Genomic DNA, 14,820 nt, shown 5'->3' with positions numbered 1-14,820 from the left:
CCTTACCAGTTCGCCTTGTCGTAGTCCTTCAGGAAGCACCCGTACAGGTCCTCCCCCGCCTCGCCCCGCACGATCGGGTCGTAGACGCGCGCCGCGCCGTCGACCAGGTCGAGGGGGGCGTGGAAGCCCTCCTCGGCCAGGCGCAGCTTGTCGTAGTGGGGGCGCTCGTCGGTGATCCAGCCGGTGTCGACGGAGGTCATGAGGATCTTGTCGGTCTCGAACATCTCCTGGCCGCTGGTCCGGGTCACCATGTTCATCGCGGCCTTGGCGGCGTTGGTGTTCGGGTGGCCCGCGCCCTTGTAGCCGCGGCTGAAGACGCCCTCCATGGCGGAGACGTTGACGACGTACGCGCGGCCGCTGGCCGCCCGCCGGGCCGCCTCGGCCATCGCCGGGCGCAGCGCGCTGATCAGGATGAACGGCGAGGTGTAGTTGCACAGCTGGGTCTCGAGCAGCTCCACAGGGGAGATCTGGTCGATGGTCTGCACCCAGGTGTTGGTCTCGACGACGTCCGGCAGCAGGCCGCCGGCGTCGATGGCGGTGCCGTCGAGGTGCCGTTCGAGGCTGGCGTTGCCCGCGACCAGGGCGAGGTCGGCGACCTTCTGGGCGTCCAGGCCGCTCGTGCCCAGCGGCAGCGCCGCCAGGCCGTCGACCGCGCCGGAGTTGAAGGCGCCGATGACGTGGTGGGCGGGCAGCTCGCCGGCGGGCAGCGGGGCGCCCTCGCCCTCGACCAGCGCGGCGTAGGCGCTGGGCAGCCGGCGCACGGTCTGGGTGGCGTTGTTGATCAGGATGTCCAGCGGGCCGGCCTCGGTGAGCTGCTCGGCGAGCGCGACGGCCTGGGCCGGGTCGCGCAGGTCGATGCCGACGACCTCCAGGCGGTGCATCCAGTCCGCCGAGTCCTCCATCGCCTTGAAGCGGCGGATGGCGTCCTTGGGGAAGCGGGTGGTGATCGTGGTGTGGGCGCCGTCGCGCAGCAGCCGCAGCGCGATGTACATGCCGATCTTGGCCCGGCCGCCGGTGAGCAGCGCGCGCTTGCCCGCGAGGTCGGCGCGGGCGTCGCGCTTGGCGCGGTTCTCGGTCGCGCAGCTCGGGCAGAGCTGGTGGTAGAAGTAGTCGACCTCGACGTACCGCGTCTTGCAGACGTAGCAGGAGCGCGGGCGCTGGAGGATCCCGGCGATCCGGCCGGCCTCGGTGACCGAGGACGGCAGGATGCCCTCGGTCTCGTCGTCGATCCGGGCGGCGGAGCCGGTGGCGGTGGCCTCGGTGACCATGCGGTCGTTGGCGGTCTTGGCGGCCCGGCGCTCCTGGCGGCGGCGCTGCTTCACCGTGCGGTAGACGCCGGAGGTGGCGCGCCGGACGGCGATCGCGTCGGGGTGGTCGACGGGCAGCCGGTCGAGCTCCTCGAGCACGCTCAGGAGGACGGCCATGCGCTCGGGGGCTATGCCCTCGACGCCCTCGGCGTCCGCGCCCTCGCCGGGCGAGCCGGCGTCCGTGATCTCCGGGAGATCGGTGATCGACAGGTGGCCTGCACCGTCGCGGTTCTCTTCAGTGACGGTCATGGCCGCTGTGTTTCCCAGTCCGCTTGTTCGACAAGTCTTCCAGGAAACTGTACGTAGCCAAGTGCGGCAGCGCCAAACCGCTGCCCCGGGGGCTTGTGGCCGGGCCGCGCGCCGGGCCTTCGCCGACGGCGCCCCTCCCCCGCCCCGGCGCCGCCCGGAGCCCCCGGGCGAGCGGGCCGGCCGCCCTCGCGAACTGCCGCGATCCACTCCCCCAACCGCCGTGCATCACATACGACTTATTGATCTTTCCGGGTTAATTGGGTGGGTTATCCAGCACATTTGCCCAATTCCCACCGAAACGGCAGTCACAATCGTCTCTCAACACCCCTTAGAAAGGTTTAGCCATGTCGCGTATCGCCAAGGCTGCTGTCCTGACCGCCGCCGTGGGCACCGCGGTGACCGGTATCGCCGGCGTCGCCACCGCCGACTCCGGGGCGCAGGGTGCGGCCGTGGGCTCGCCGGGCGTCATCTCGGGCAACGTCATCCAGGTCCCGATCCACGTCCCGATCAACCTCTGCGGGAACTCGATCGACATCATCGCCCTGCTGAACCCGACCTTCGGCAACGTCTGCGTGAACAGCTGATCACCACCCCCCTTTCTGCGCGCGTCTCAGCCGGACCGCGCAGCGCCGGGGCCCGGGTCACAGTCAGCCGCCGGACCCGTCCCCCGCGCGTTCGTGGCGCCCATCTCCCTCCTGATGGGCGCCACTGCCATGTCCGGACCCCGTCGGCACCGAGGCCTCGGTGCCGACGGCGGCGCCGGGCAGGTCGGGTATTTCGACGATCGGCGGCAGGTCGGGGGTCAGCCGCGAGTGCTCTGACGTCATGGCGGTGAGCCTTCCCTCACGTCTTCCCGCACGTCGGGGAGACCGGGGCGATGGGACGGGAACGGGGACCCTGGCGGGTCAGGCCGCGGCGAGGAGCTGCCGGCGGAGCCGGTCGCAGGTGCGGCTGAGGATGCGGGAGATCTGCATCTGGGAGACGCCCAGGCGCGCCCCGATCTGCTTCTGGGTGAGATTGCCGAAGAAGCGCCAGTACAGGACGTAGCGTTCGCGCTCGGGCAGCGCGTCCAGGAGGGGGCGCAGGGACTGCCGGTCGACGATGAGGTCCAGCGCCCGGTCGGCCAGGCCCAGGGTGTCGGCGAGGGGCAGGTCGTCGGCGCCGGCGACGGAGTGGTCGAGCGAGAGCGTGTGGTGCACGCCGTCCGCGTCGAGCCCGCGCAGCACCTCCTCCTCCGACAGGCCGGTCTCGGCGGCGAGTTCGGCGGGGGTGACCGCACTGCTCGCGCCCTGCTGTTCGAGCCGGGCGCGGGCGGCGCGGACGGCGGCCCGCAGCTCCTGGTCCCGGCGCGGGATGTGCAGGGACCACACGTGGTCGCGGACGTGCCGTTTGAGTTCGCCGCTGATCGTGGGGATGGCGAAGGACTCGAAGGCGTAGCCGAGCCCGGGGTCGTAGCGGTCCACGGCGTGGACGAGGGCCAGCGCGGCCACCTGGCGCAGGTCCGCCGGGCTCTCCCCGCACTTGCGGAAGCGGAGGCTGACGCGTTCGGCCATGGGCAGCCAGGCGGCGATCACGTCGTGCCGGAGCCGGTCGCGCTCCGGTCCGTCGGGGAGGGTCGCCAGCCGGCGGAAGGCGTCCTCGGTGCCGGGCGCGTCGGGTCGGCGCCCGCGGGGAGGGTGCTCGGTTTCGGCCATGGTCACAGTTGTCCCCTCGCTCGTGCGTCAAGGAGTGCCTGCCGGCCGGGCGCCGTCGGGGGCGCGACCGCCCCAGGGGGCCGCCCGTGGCCGGGCCGGTTCCGGGGGCCGGGCCGGCCGGTGTCGGCCACGGTCGTCCCAGCATGACCCCGGCTCGCGCCACTCGCGACTCGGAGCTCCCGTGCGTCACTCAGAGCAATGCCGCCCGGGTGCGCGGGCGCCCGCGCCCCGGCTCACCGCGCCCGTCCGGGCCATGGGTCGAACGGGTGACGCCTACCCGGTGACGGGCGTCACACCCGCGGCATCTTGACCCCCGATCCGTGCAATCGATTTCCTGTGGGCGCGAAATCGATTGCACGGAACGTGGTCCGATCGCGTCGGGACGGGGGGGAGGAACCGTGGCGAACATCAAGGACGTCGCCGAGCGGGCCGGGGTGTCCACGGCCACCGTCTCCCGCGTCCTCAACGGCCGTTCCCCCGTGGCCGAGACGCGCGCACGCGTCCTGGCCGCCGTCGAGGAGCTCGGCTACCGCCCCAACGTCGTCGCCCGCGCCCTGCGCACCGCCCGGACCCGCACCCTCGGGCTCGTCGTCAGCGATCTGCGCAACCCGTTCTTCACCGAACTCGCCGACGCCGTCGAACAGGAGGCCCGGCGGCTGGGCTACAGCCTGATCATCGGCAACGCGGGCGAGAGCCCCGAGCAGCAGGACGACTACATCCGCACCCTCCTGGACCGCCGTATCGACGGGCTGATGGTCAGCTCCGCCGGCACCGGCTCCCCGATGCTGAGCGAGGCGGTGGACGCCGGCACCCCGCTCGTCCTCCTCGACCGCGCCGTCCCCGGCGTCGCCGCGCCCTGCGTCCGGGCCGAGGGCGGCGCCGCGCTCACCGAACTCGCCGCGCACCTGGCCGCGCTGGGCAGGCGGCGGCCCGCCGTGATCGTCGCCCCGGCGGGCACCCCGACCGGCGACGAACGGCTCGCCCGCTTCCGTACGGCCCTCGCCGCGCACGGCGTGGCCCTGCCGGCCGGCCGCGTCGGCGCCTCACCGGACCCGAGCCCCGCCGGCGGCCGCCAGGTGATGCGCCGGCTGCTGGAGACGGCCGAGCCGCCGGACGCCGTGCTCGCCACCGACAACCTGATGGCGCTCGGCGCCCTGGACGAGCTCCGGGCGCGCGGCCTGCGCGTCCCCGCCGACATGGCGCTCGTTGCCTTCGACGACGTGCCCTGGTTCGCCCACCTCGACCCGCCGCTCACGGCCGTCGCCCAGCCGACCGGGGCCCTCGGCCGGGCCGCCGTGCACACCCTGCTGGAACGGATCGCGGGCCGCCCCGCCGGCTCGGTCCTGCTGCCCGCCCGGCTCGTACGCCGCCGCTCCTGCGGCGAGTGACCCACCCACCGCCGGCCGAGAGGGGCGAGGCATGACGGGCGTCGACGACGGCGCGCCACGCGAACTGCTGCGCGTGGAAGGCGTGGTGAAGTCCTTCCCCGGCGTGCGCGCCCTGGACGGCGTGTCCTTGAGCGTGCGCGCGGGCGAGGTGCACGTCCTGCTGGGCGAGAACGGCGCGGGCAAGAGCACGCTCATCAAGATGCTCGCCGGAGCCCACCGCCCCGACGCCGGCCGGATCCTGGCCGACGGCGCGGAGGTGACGATCCGCTCCGGCCGGGACGCCGAACGCCTCGGCATCGCCACCATCCACCAGGAACTCACCCTCGTCCCCGGCCTCACCGTCGCCGAGAACCTCTTCCTCGGCCGCCAGCCGCGCACCGCCCTCGGCCTGATCGACCGGCGCGCCCTGCGGACGCGGGCCGCGGCGCTGCTGCGCCGGGTCCGCCTCGACGTGCCGCCCACCACGCCCGTGGCCGGGCTCGGCGTCGCCCAGCGGCAGATGGTGGAGATCGCCAAGGCCCTGAGCCTGGACGCCCGCGTCCTGATCATGGACGAGCCCACCGCCGTCCTCACCGCCGAGGAGACCCGCACCCTCTTCGGCATCGTGCGCGAGCTGCGCGCCGAGGGGACGGGCATCGTCTTCATCACCCACCACCTGGAGGAGATCACCGCCCTGGGCGACCGCGTCACCGTCCTGCGCGACGGCCGCTCGGTGGCCGAGGTGCCCGCCTCCACACCCGAGGACGAGCTCATCCGGCTGATGGTGGGCCGCGACGTCACCGACCGCTACCCCCGCGAACGCCCCGCGGAGCCCGGTGCGCCGCTGCTGCGCGTCCGGGGCCTGACCAGGCGCGGGGCCTTCACGGACGTCGGCTTCGACGTCCGGGCGGGCGAGGTGGTGGGCCTGGCGGGACTGGTGGGCGCGGGCCGCACGGAGGTGGCACGAGCGGTCTTCGGCGCGGACCGCTACGACACGGGCACGGTCGAGATCGACGGCGAGCGGCTGCCCCCGGGCGACGTCCGGGCGGCGATGCGGGCCGGGATCGGGCTCGTCCCCGAGGACCGCAAGGGCCAGGGCCTGGTCCTCGGCGCCTCCCTGGACGACAACCTCACCCTGGCCCGGCTGGACCGCGACACCCGCCTGGGCCTGGTCGACCGCCGGGCCCGGCGCCGCGCGGCGACCGGCGTCGCCGACCGGCTGAAGGTGCGGCACAGCGGTCTGGACCGCGCGGCCCGCACCCTCTCGGGCGGCAACCAGCAGAAGATCGTCATCGGCAAGTGGCTGCTGGCGGGCGCCCGGCTGCTGATCCTCGACGAGCCGACGCGCGGCATCGACGTCGGCGCGAAGGTCGAGATCTACCGGCTCGTCAACGAACTGACGGCGGCGGGCCACGCCGTCCTGCTGATCTCCAGCGACCTCCCCGAGGTCCTGGGCATGAGCGACCGCGTCCTGGTGATGGCACAGGGCCGCCTGGCCGGCGAACTCCCGGCCGCGACGGCCACCCAGAACGCGGTGATGGAACTGGCGGTCCGGCAGAACATCCAGGACGAGAGCGCGATGGAGGGCTCCGATGTCGGCTGAGGTGCTGCGAACGCCCGGGAGCACCGGGCAGTGGTTCACCCGGGCGGTGCTCCGCAACGGACCACTGGGCGGGCTGCTCGCGCTGATCGCGGCGATGACCGTCCTCTCCCGGGACTTCCTGACCGGGCGGAACCTCCTCAACGTCGGGGTACAGGCGTCCGTCACGGCGATCCTGGCCTTCGGCCTGACGTTCGTGATCGTGTCGGCGGGCATCGACCTGTCCGTCGGCTCGGTGGCCGCGCTGTCCGCCACGGTCGTCGCCTGGGCCGCCACCGGCCACGGCCTGCCCGTGTGGCTGGCCCTGCCGCTGGGCCTCGGGACGGGCGCGGTCGCGGGCCTGGTCTCGGGCGCCCTGGTCGCCTACGGAAAGCTGCCCTCCTTCATCGCCACGCTGGCGATGCTGTCGGTGGCCCGCGGCCTCGCGCTCGTCATCTCCGGCGGCTCCCCGATCGCCTTCCCGTCCTCCCTCGCCCACCTGGGCGACACGCTGGCCGGCCGACTGCCGGTGCCCGTCCTGGTCATGGCCGCGGCGGGCCTGCTGACGGCGCTGGTCCTGACACGCACCCCCGCGGGCCGGGCGATGTTCGCGATCGGCGGCAACGAGGAGGCGGCCCGGCTGTCCGGCATCGACGTACGCCGCCGCAAGCTCACCGTCTACGCGCTGTCCGGGCTCTTCGCCGCCGTCGCGGGCGTCGTCCTCGCCGCCCGGCTCACCTCGGCCCAGCCGCAGGCGGCCGCGGGGTACGAACTGGACGCGATCGCCGCCGTGGTGATCGGCGGGGCGAGCCTGTCGGGCGGCTCCGGCAAGGCGTCCGGAACGCTCGTCGGCGCGCTGATCCTCGCGGTGCTGCGCAACGGCCTCAACCTGCTGAGCGTCTCGGCGTTCTGGCAGCAGGTGGCCACGGGCGCGGTGATCGCGGTGGCGGTGCTGCTGGACACGCTGCGCCGCAGGGCGACGCGATGAGGGGGCGCGCGCTGAGGGGGCGCGTGATGAGGGGCCGCGCGTACGCCCTCGCGGCGGCCGTCCTCCTGACGACCCTGACAGGCTGCGACAGGGGCGGCGACACGGACCTGGGCCTGGCCCTCTCCACGATGAACAACCCTTTCTTCGTGGGCATCAAGGAGGGCGCGAAGGCCGAGGCGAGGGCACGCGGCCTGAAGATCAACATCACGGACGCCCAGAACGACCCGGTCCAGCAGGTCAATCAGATGGAGACGTTCACCAGCCAGAACGTCAAGGCCGCCGTGATCAACCCGGTGGACTCGGACGCGGCCGTCCCGGCCGTGGGCGTGGCGAACCGGGCCGAGGTGCCGGTGGTCTCCATCGACCGGGGCGTCAACGGCGGCACGGTCGGCACGACCATCGCGTCCGACAACGTCGAGGGCGGCCGCCAGGCGGCGAAGGCCCTGGCCGACGCGCTGGGAGGCCACGGCAAGGTGGCGTTCCTGGAGGGGCGCCCGGGCACGTCGGCGGCCCGGGAACGCGCCAAGGGCTTCGAGGCGGGCATCGGAACGTACCCGGGCATCGAGGTCGTGGCCCGGCAGCCGGCCGACTTCGACCGCACCAAGGGCATGGACGTGATGGCCAACATGCTCCAGGCGCACCGCGACATCACGGGGGTGTTCGCGGCCAACGACGAGATGGCCCTGGGCGCGGCGAAGACACTGGGACACAAGAACGTCAAGATCGTGGCCTTCGACGGCACCCCGGACGGCGTCAGGGCCGTACGCGACGGGACGCTGACGGCGACGGTGGCCCAGCAGCCGAGGCTGCTGGGCAAGAAGGCGGTGGAGTGGGCGGTCAGGGCCGCGCACGGCGAACGGCTGCCGGACCGGGTGAAGGTCCCGGTGGTGCTGGTGACCCGCGGGAACGCGGCGGACTTCGAATGACGGTGACGAGATGAACGACAGGTACAGCTACGACGTCCTGGTGATCGGCTCGGCCAACGCGGACCTGACCGTCCGCGTGGCCCGCCGCCCGGGCCCGGGCGAGACGGTGCTGGGCACCGACCTGGTCGAGTCCGCGGGCGGCAAGGGCGCCAACCAGGCCGCGGCGGCCGCCAGACTCGGCGCCCGCACGGCACTGCTGGCCCGGGTGGGCGACGACCCGTTCGGGCGACTGCTGCTGGAGGCCCAGCACGCGGCGGGCACGGAACTGCGGCACGTACTGGTGGAGAAGGGCGCCCGGACGGGCACCGCGATGATCGTCGTGGGGCCGGACGGGGACAACACGATCGTGGTCTCCCCCGGCGCCAACGCCCGCCTCTCCCCCGCCGACGTACGCGCGGCGCGGGAGGTGGTGGCCGCGTCGGCGGTGGTCTCGCTCCAACTGGAGATCGCCACGGAGACGGTGAGAACGGCGGTGGAAACCGCGACCGCATCGGGCACGAGGGTCGTCCTCAACCCTTCCCCGACCCCGGAATCCCTGGACACGGACCTCCTGACGGCAGCCGATCCCCTGGTGGTCAACGAACACGAGGCCGCACTCCTCTCGGGCCTGCCCGACGGGACCCCGACCGACCAGGCGCACGCGTTGCGCGAGCGGGGCGCCCGTTCAGTGGTGATCACCTTGGGCGGCGAAGGAGCGCTGATCCTGGACACGGAGGCAGCGGAATGCATCCGGATCCCGGGCGTCCCCGTTGAGGTGATCGATACAACGGGCGCGGGCGACGCCTTCACCGGCGCCCTGGCCCTCCGCCTGGCCCGGGGAGCGACCCTGGAGGAGGCGGCCCGCTTCGCGGTCAAGGTCGGCGCGGCATCGGTGACGCGCCCGGGCGCGCAACCGTCGTACCCGACGGCGGTGGAACTGGCGTAGGGATCATGCGGTGCCCCATAGGGGCGCGGGGAACTGCGCGATCGGCCGACGACGGCCCGCAGCCGACACGCCCACCCGGGACCCGGGAAATCCGCGGCCACGCCGTGGCTTGTCGCGCCCACACGGCGGAGCCGCACGGTGTCACGGCCCCGCGCCCCTACGGGGCACCGTGGTGGCGCGTGACGAACGGCCTACGCCCGCCGCCCCTGACGCGGCACCAGATCGACCGCCCCCGGCGCCTCCGCCACGCACTCCGCCAGCGCCACGATCTCCGCCGAGACCCTGCCCATACCCCCGGCGTCCCCCACCCGCAGGAACGCGACGCGAGCCGCCGCGAGAGACCGCCCGGCCCTCCCCGTCCGGCGCAGCATCCGGCACAACCGGCCGAGCGCCAGCGCCCCCTCACCGACCAGCGGCAGATCGTCGAGCGCCTCACCGGCGCTCAACGCGTCCGCGAACGCCCCCTCCGCCTCGTCGAAGAGCCCGTCCGCCAGCAGCGTCTCCCCCACATCGAGCAGCGCCCGCGCGGCGACCGCGCGCCGCGCGTGGAGCCGGGCGGCCTCGCCCTCGGTGACGCGCCCGCCCACCCCGTCCAGCGCCGGCCCACGCCACAGACCGAGGGCACGCCGATACAGCTCACCGGCCTCCTCGGCACCACCGGCCCCGGCGGCGGCCGAGCAGGCCGCCGCGTCGACGAGCGCGTCGAAGTCGACCACGTCGACACCGACCCGCTCGACGCACAGCCGGTAGCCCGAGGCCGCACCGACGATGAGCGGCTCCCCATGCCCGGCGCCCCGGAACGCCGCGCGCAACGCCCGGACGCACAAAGCGATCTGAGGGCGCGCGGACAGGGGCGGCCGTTCGCCCCAGATCGCGTCGGCGAGGGTACGGACGGAGACCACGCGACCCCGGGCGAGCGCGAGCAGGGACAGCACGACGCGCTGTCTGCGCCCGTCGACGGCCACGGACCGCCCGCCGACGCCGGCGGCGACGGGACCCAGCAGGGCGAGGGTGACAGGAGCGGCGGCGGCGCCGGGAAACCCGCCCTGTGCCCCCGCAGGGGTCGCCGTACCGGTCACCGTGACAGCGCTCATCACCGTGCCATCACCCGGCCTGGCGCTCGAGTTCGGTGGCGAAGCGCAGCCAGGAGGCGGCGCAGTGCCGGGCGGCCTGGGCCACGGTCTGCCGACGGTGGGCGGGCACGGCGTCGAGGAGCCGGCGCCAGCGGTCGCCGCCCATGGCGTGGGCGTTGAGCAGGCGCAGCAGGACGCGGCCGCCTTCGGTGAGCCGGAGCGAGGGATCCGTGCGGAGCCTGGACAAGGAGGACGAACCGTCACCCGCCGGGGAGGGGACGGCGACCGGTGCGACGACGGCCGACGCGCCGTCTCTCATGGAAGGGACAGCCCCCATGGAGGGGACGGCCCCCGTGTCCCGCCGCTCCGCGTCCCGCAGTTTCTTGGGCACCGGGTCCTGCCCGAGCGCCAGCCGCAGCCGGACGTCGCGCGCGGTGCCGACGGCGATGCCGGCGTCGTGGGCGATCTCGCGGAGGCTGGCCTCGGGCCGGGCGGCGATGAGCGCTCCGGCGCGGCGCCGGCCGTCCGCCGCGTTGAGCGGGCGGACGCGGCCGTCGCGGCCGGTGCGGGTCGTGGTGGGGGCGGCGGGGTGGCCGGCGCGGCGGCGCAGGGAGGCCACCGTGCTGGCGGCCAGGCCCGCCGCCGACGCGATCAGCCGGTCCGACCAGTGCGGATGGCTCCGGATGATGCGCTCGGCGGCGGCCGACCGGTCCGCCCGGGTGAGGGGAAGGCCACCCGGCCGGGTGTTCGCCCGGACAGCGTGGACGAACGCGTCTTCCTCGCTGCCCTCGAAGAACCGGACCGCGATCCGCTCATCCCCCCGTAGACGAGCGGCTCGCAGCCGGTGCATTCCGTCGACGACCCGCAAGGTGGCGCGGTGGACGACGATGGGCGGCAGGGGGCTGTCCAGCCGGGCGATGGCCTGGACGTGGCGGGGGTCCTCCCCCGCCAGCCGCGGTGACGCCGCGGGCAGCAGGGACGTGAGGGGGAGCACGACGGTGTGCCGCTGTTCCGGCCCTGAAACCGTCACGAAACCCCCTCCAGAAGAACCTCCGGCCGACGGCGGACCGCGCCCGGTGGGCACGGGGCCCAAGGCCCCGCCCCCGCCAACTGGTGACCGACCGCCCTGCCGGGCCGTCCAACACCAGTCGATCCGCCGACACCGAGGACGCTAGGCAGCGAGCGCGCTCGCTGTCAACCGTGTTATGCGCCGGGGCACATGACCGTGCACGGCTCGGCACTTGACCGTCCGTATCGGCCCGTAAGCTAGATTGACCGCGGGAGGGAGGTGCGATCATGAACGATTCCGAAGCCAGAGCCGCGCGGACACTGGCGGACAAGCTCAACCACCTCTTCCGCACGGTGGTGCCGGACGGCCGGGAGCCGTACACCACGGAGGAAGTGGCGCGTGCGATCACCGCCGGGGGTGTGTCGATTTCCGGCAGCTACATCTGGCTGTTGCGGAAGGGGCAGCGCAGCAATCCGACGCTGCGACACGTGGAGGCGCTGGCGAAGTTCTTCGGCGTGCCCCCGGCCTATTTCTTCGACGACCAGGTGACGGAGACGGTCAACGCCGACCTGGGCCTCCTGGTGGCGCTGCGCGAACCGCAGGTCCAGCGGGTCGCGCTCCGCGCGGCCGGGCTGTCGGCGGAGAGCCTCCACTCCATCAACGAAGTGATCGAGCGCGTACGCGAGTTGGAGGGCCTCCCGACGAACCGCGCCACCCCGCCACGAGAGGCACCGTGACCGCCACCACCCGCCCCGGCACGAGCGCCGCGACGGTAGAGACGATCACCATGCCGCACGGCAAGCTCATCGACGTCCACCGCCCCGCGCCGGGCGCCGGCCCGTGGGGTACGGCCCCGCCGCCCGTCGTGCTGCTCTGGCACGGTGTCGGGCCCGACGAGCGGGACGTCATGCGGCCGTTGGCCGAGGCGGTCGCGCGCGAGGGGGTGCTCGTCCTCGTACCGGACTGGCGTTCCGACGAGCCGGACGGCGGCCGGGCGCAGTTGCTGGCGTCGCTGGAGTTCGCCCGTGCGCGGGCGGCGGGGCTCGGGGGCGATCCGGAGCGGTTCGTGCTGGCGGGCTGGTCGGCCGGCGGGTCCGCCGCGGTGGGTGTCGCGCTGCGGCCGGACGTCGCCGGCGGCCGGCGCCCGGCGGCCGTGGTGAGCATCGCCTCGCGTTATGACCTCCCGAACCGGACGACGGGCACGGTCCCGCTGACCGACCTGACCGACCCGGCCGGCGCCCCGGAGACGTCCGCCGTACCGATCACCTTGGTGCACGGCACCGCGGACACCCTGATCCCCGCCGAGCGCTCGCGGGACGTGCGGGACGCCCTGGCCGCGCGCGACCGGCCGGTCCTCCTGGAGGAACCGGCGACGGACCACGCGGGCGTGATCATGACGGAGTACGACCCGGCGGCGGGCCGCTGCCGTCCGAGCGAGGACCCTGGCGTACTGGCGGCCGGCCGGACCACGGCCCGGGCGATCGTCCGGGCCGCCGGCAGGGCGTAGGGGCGGCCCTCAGACCGTGACCCGGTCCCCCCGGGAGAGCCCCGACCCCTCGGGGACGGCGGCCGGGTCGCTGCCCAGGTCGACGGCCCGGTTCCGCTCGTCGACGAAGACGACGCGCGGCTGGAAGGCACGGGCCTCGGCGTCGTCCATCGTGCCGTAGGCGATGATGATGACGAGGTCGCCGGGGCTGATGAGCCGGGCCGCCGCGCCGTTGATGCCGAGCACCCCGGAGCCGCGCGGGCCCTCGATGACGTAGGTCGACAGGCGGGCGCCGTTGTCGATGTCGACGATGTCGACCTTCTCGCCGGGCAGCAGGTCGGCGGCTTCCATCAGATCCCCGTCGATGGTCACCGAACCCACGTAGTGGAGGTCGGCCTGGGTGACGGTGGCGCGATGGATCTTCGACTTCATCATGGTGCGATACATCGAGGTACTCCCGAAAGGTAGGCTCCCTGCCTGCGTTTTTGCAGGTCAAGGGCTGTATCGCCAGTTTACAGGGCCCTCGCGGTTCAGGGGGGTGTGAGGGTGTCGATCCGGGCGGTGAGGTCGGGGTGGGCGGCGGCCAGGTGGGCGCGGGCGGCGGCCAGGGGGGCGATGAGGTCGGTGGGGTCGTCGTGGGCGAGGGCCGCGTGGAGCTCGCCGAGCGGGCCCCGGGCGGCCGGGGGAAGGTCGGTGAGGGCGGTGATCTGGCCGGCGAGGCGGCGCAGGTCGGCGGCGTTGGCGCGGGCCCAGGTGGCGGTGGTGCGCTCGGCGGCCCGGGCCTGACGGGTGGCCGTCACGCGCTGTTCGCCGGTGGTGCCCGCGGGGCCGGGGCGGCCGCGCAGGTAGCGGCGTTCGGCGGCCTGGCGGCTGGCGACGCCGAGCGGATGGGCGAGATCGGCCCAGCTGGCCCCCGCGTCCCGGGCGGTCTCGATCAGGCCCGTCTCCCACCCGGCGAGCTGCTCGCGCACCTGCCGCAGCAGCATCAGGGAGGCCAGCGCCTGCTCCGGCCCGGGACCGGCGCCTCCGGGCGTGTCCGGGGGCTCTCGCCGGGCGTCGCGCAGGGCGTCGTCTATGGCGCGCAGGGCGGCCGCGGCGGCGAGGAACGACGCCGGGCCGTGGGCATCCGCGCCGGTCGTGGACGGCTGGTCGGCTGTGGTCACGAGCACCTCCCGCTGTTGTCATCACCTGGACGACATCATGTTTGTCATCCATTGGATGACATGTTACAACGGAGTCAGTGAGGCGCATTGGCAGCAACTGCCCGAACCCACTGGAGGTGTTTCACCATGTTGATGCGCACTGACCCCTTCCGTGAGCTGGACCGGCTGGCGCAGCAGCTGATGGGCCCGGGCACGTGGTCCCGCCCGTCGGCGATGCCGATGGACGCCTACCGCGAGGGCGACGAGTACGTGGTGGCCTTCGACCTCCCCGGCGTCGCCGCGGACGCGATCGACATCGACGTCGAGCGGAACATGCTCACCGTCAGGGCCGAGCGGCGACCGGTGGCGAAGGCCGACGGCGTGCAGATGGAGCTGTCCGAGCGGCCGCTGGGCGTCTTCTCCCGCCAGATCGTGCTCGCCGACACCCTCGACACCGAGCACATCAAGGCCGACTACGACGCGGGCGTGCTCACCCTGCGCATCCCGATCGCCGAGCGCGCCAAGCCGCGCAAGATCTCCATCGGCGTCGGATCCGGACACAAGGAGATCTCCGGCTGACACCGGCCGGACGGGTGCGGAGAGCGGGCACCTGTCCTCCCCCCGACCCGCTCTCCGCACCCCCCTTCGCAACCCGAGCGAGAAGGGGTGGCGGCTGAGATGACCCTGCGACGCGAAGCGTTCCTCGGCCACGTGAGGGAACGCGGCGAATACAACACCCTGGAGGAAGCCGAGCGCGCGGCCCGTGTGGTGCTCGCGCTCCTCGGCGCACACCTGGTCGGCGACGTCCGCGCCCAGTTGGCGGCGCGCCTGCCCGAGACGTTCGCCCTGATCCTGCTCAACCCTCTGCAGAGCGCCGAGCCGCTGTCCCCGGAGCGGTTCGTCCGCGCGACCGCCGCGTGGATCGAGGGCGCCACCGAGCAGACCGCGGCCTGGGACGTCAGCGCCGTGCTGTCCACCGTCGCCGACGCGGCCGGCGAGGACCTGCTGGGCCAGATCCTCCTCCAGCTCCCCGCCGGCTACGACCTCCTCTTCGGCCGCCCCCGGCCCATCTGAC

General features: G+C 73.9%; 15 protein-coding genes and 1 pseudogene. 9 read left to right on the top strand and 7 right to left on the bottom strand.

The genetic code is table 11. From position 1 onward, the window contains the following. Positions 1–2 precede the first annotated feature (2 nt). Positions 3–1,556 carry an SDR family NAD(P)-dependent oxidoreductase gene (locus ACX9I7_RS11835; protein ID WP_387567708.1) on the bottom strand — a complete coding sequence of 518 codons (1,554 nt, stop codon included), beginning with the start codon at positions 1,554–1,556 and terminating at the stop codon, positions 3–5. 344 nt (positions 1,557–1,900) lie between these two features. Here ACX9I7_RS11835 and ACX9I7_RS11830 point away from each other — a divergent pair, with 344 nt between their 5' ends. After that, on the top strand, positions 1,901–2,140 hold the full coding sequence (locus ACX9I7_RS11830; protein WP_189448090.1) for a chaplin: 240 nt from the start codon (positions 1,901–1,903) through the stop codon (positions 2,138–2,140). A 63-nt stretch (positions 2,141–2,203) separates the two neighbouring features. Here ACX9I7_RS11830 and ACX9I7_RS11825 read toward each other — a convergent pair whose 3' ends face one another. Together ACX9I7_RS11825 and ACX9I7_RS11820 are read right to left on the bottom strand one after the other, a co-directional pair. After that, complete coding sequence (locus ACX9I7_RS11825; RefSeq protein ID WP_459387272.1) at positions 2,204–2,383, bottom strand: hypothetical protein; 180 nt, start codon at positions 2,381–2,383, stop codon at positions 2,204–2,206. Positions 2,384–2,461: 78 nt separating this feature from the next. Next, positions 2,462–3,250 (bottom strand): sigma-70 family RNA polymerase sigma factor, encoded by a 789-nt coding sequence (locus tag ACX9I7_RS11820; RefSeq protein ID WP_459387336.1) that lies wholly within the window; start codon positions 3,248–3,250, stop codon positions 2,462–2,464. Positions 3,251–3,648: 398 nt separating this feature from the next. Between ACX9I7_RS11820 and ACX9I7_RS11815 the strand changes: the two genes are divergently transcribed. The 4 genes and pseudogenes from ACX9I7_RS11815 to rbsK all read left to right on the top strand — a co-directional run bounded on the left by ACX9I7_RS11815 (position 3,649) and on the right by rbsK (position 9,035). Then, positions 3,649–4,638: a LacI family DNA-binding transcriptional regulator gene (locus ACX9I7_RS11815; protein ID WP_392755318.1), complete on the top strand. Its 990-nt coding sequence runs from the start codon at positions 3,649–3,651 to the stop codon at positions 4,636–4,638. A 31-nt stretch (positions 4,639–4,669) separates the two neighbouring features. Beyond that, positions 4,670–6,220, top strand: a complete 1,551-nt coding sequence (locus tag ACX9I7_RS11810; RefSeq protein ID WP_459387271.1) for a sugar ABC transporter ATP-binding protein — start codon at positions 4,670–4,672, stop codon at positions 6,218–6,220. Next, positions 6,210–8,110, top strand: a pseudogene (locus ACX9I7_RS11805) (ABC transporter permease/substrate-binding protein). The gene ACX9I7_RS11810 and the pseudogene ACX9I7_RS11805 overlap by 11 nt, the downstream one beginning before the upstream one ends. Before the next feature lie 10 nt (positions 8,111–8,120). Further along, positions 8,121–9,035 (top strand): ribokinase, encoded by a 915-nt coding sequence (gene rbsK / locus ACX9I7_RS11800; protein WP_459387270.1) that lies wholly within the window; start codon positions 8,121–8,123, stop codon positions 9,033–9,035. A 191-nt stretch (positions 9,036–9,226) separates the two neighbouring features. On the opposite strand, the gene ACX9I7_RS11795 is transcribed toward rbsK, so the two are convergent. Together ACX9I7_RS11795 and ACX9I7_RS11790 are read right to left on the bottom strand one after the other, a co-directional pair. Further along, entirely contained in the window at positions 9,227–10,129 is a 903-nt protein-coding gene (locus tag ACX9I7_RS11795; protein ID WP_459387269.1) for an AfsR/SARP family transcriptional regulator, read from the bottom strand. A gap of 10 nt (positions 10,130–10,139) precedes the next feature. Next, positions 10,140–11,138, bottom strand: a complete 999-nt coding sequence (locus ACX9I7_RS11790; protein WP_387567695.1) for a ParB/RepB/Spo0J family partition protein — start codon at positions 11,136–11,138, stop codon at positions 10,140–10,142. Between the two features lie 266 nt (positions 11,139–11,404). Between ACX9I7_RS11790 and ACX9I7_RS11785 the strand changes: the two genes are divergently transcribed. Continuing rightward, entirely contained in the window at positions 11,405–11,854 is a 450-nt protein-coding gene (locus tag ACX9I7_RS11785) for a helix-turn-helix domain-containing protein (RefSeq protein WP_189448109.1), read from the top strand. After that, on the top strand, positions 11,851–12,624 hold the full coding sequence (locus tag ACX9I7_RS11780; RefSeq protein ID WP_387567693.1) for an alpha/beta hydrolase: 774 nt from the start codon (positions 11,851–11,853) through the stop codon (positions 12,622–12,624). Before ACX9I7_RS11785 ends, ACX9I7_RS11780 begins: the two co-directional genes overlap by 4 nt. A 9-nt stretch (positions 12,625–12,633) precedes the next feature. Here the strand turns inward: ACX9I7_RS11780 and panD are convergent, their stop codons facing one another. Next, positions 12,634–13,050 carry an aspartate 1-decarboxylase gene (panD, locus tag ACX9I7_RS11775; protein WP_459387268.1) on the bottom strand — a complete coding sequence of 139 codons (417 nt, stop codon included), beginning with the start codon at positions 13,048–13,050 and terminating at the stop codon, positions 12,634–12,636. A gap of 83 nt (positions 13,051–13,133) precedes the next feature. Continuing rightward, positions 13,134–13,766: a type III effector protein gene (locus ACX9I7_RS11770; RefSeq protein ID WP_387567691.1), complete on the bottom strand. Its 633-nt coding sequence runs from the start codon at positions 13,764–13,766 to the stop codon at positions 13,134–13,136. 126 nt (positions 13,767–13,892) lie between these two features. Here ACX9I7_RS11770 and ACX9I7_RS11765 point away from each other — a divergent pair, with 126 nt between their 5' ends. Further along, entirely contained in the window at positions 13,893–14,324 is a 432-nt protein-coding gene (locus ACX9I7_RS11765; protein WP_459387267.1) for an Hsp20/alpha crystallin family protein, read from the top strand. 99 nt (positions 14,325–14,423) lie between these two features. Further along, the gene (locus ACX9I7_RS11760) at positions 14,424–14,819 is read left to right on the top strand and encodes a DUF2267 domain-containing protein (RefSeq protein ID WP_387567687.1); all 396 of its coding nucleotides are present in this window, start codon (positions 14,424–14,426) and stop codon (positions 14,817–14,819) included. Position 14,820: the final 1 nt, after the last annotated feature.

This window comes from Streptomyces sp. L500 (genome assembly GCF_054551825.1).
The sequence above is the reverse complement of the archived record's forward strand: the minus strand, read 5'-3'. Positions and strand labels throughout refer to the sequence as shown.

What these genes read in the sequence shown, in the direction of transcription:
- ACX9I7_RS11795 (WP_459387269.1), bottom strand. Translation starts at nt 10,129, where the DNA reads ATGAGCGCTGTCACGGTGACCGGTACGGCGACCCCTGCGGGGGCACAG.
- ACX9I7_RS11760 (WP_387567687.1), top strand. Translation starts at nt 14,424, where the DNA reads ATGACCCTGCGACGCGAAGCGTTCCTCGGCCACGTGAGGGAACGCGGC.
- ACX9I7_RS11830 (WP_189448090.1), top strand. Translation starts at nt 1,901, where the DNA reads ATGTCGCGTATCGCCAAGGCTGCTGTCCTGACCGCCGCCGTGGGCACC.
- ACX9I7_RS11835 (WP_387567708.1), bottom strand. Translation starts at nt 1,556, where the DNA reads ATGACCGTCACTGAAGAGAACCGCGACGGTGCAGGCCACCTGTCGATC.
- ACX9I7_RS11785 (WP_189448109.1), top strand. Translation starts at nt 11,405, where the DNA reads ATGAACGATTCCGAAGCCAGAGCCGCGCGGACACTGGCGGACAAGCTC.
- panD (WP_459387268.1), bottom strand. Translation starts at nt 13,050, where the DNA reads ATGTATCGCACCATGATGAAGTCGAAGATCCATCGCGCCACCGTCACC.
- ACX9I7_RS11820 (WP_459387336.1), bottom strand. Translation starts at nt 3,250, where the DNA reads ATGGCCGAAACCGAGCACCCTCCCCGCGGGCGCCGACCCGACGCGCCC.
- ACX9I7_RS11825 (WP_459387272.1), bottom strand. Translation starts at nt 2,383, where the DNA reads ATGACGTCAGAGCACTCGCGGCTGACCCCCGACCTGCCGCCGATCGTC.
- ACX9I7_RS11765 (WP_459387267.1), top strand. Translation starts at nt 13,893, where the DNA reads ATGTTGATGCGCACTGACCCCTTCCGTGAGCTGGACCGGCTGGCGCAG.
- rbsK (WP_459387270.1), top strand. Translation starts at nt 8,121, where the DNA reads ATGAACGACAGGTACAGCTACGACGTCCTGGTGATCGGCTCGGCCAAC.
- ACX9I7_RS11810 (WP_459387271.1), top strand. Translation starts at nt 4,670, where the DNA reads ATGACGGGCGTCGACGACGGCGCGCCACGCGAACTGCTGCGCGTGGAA.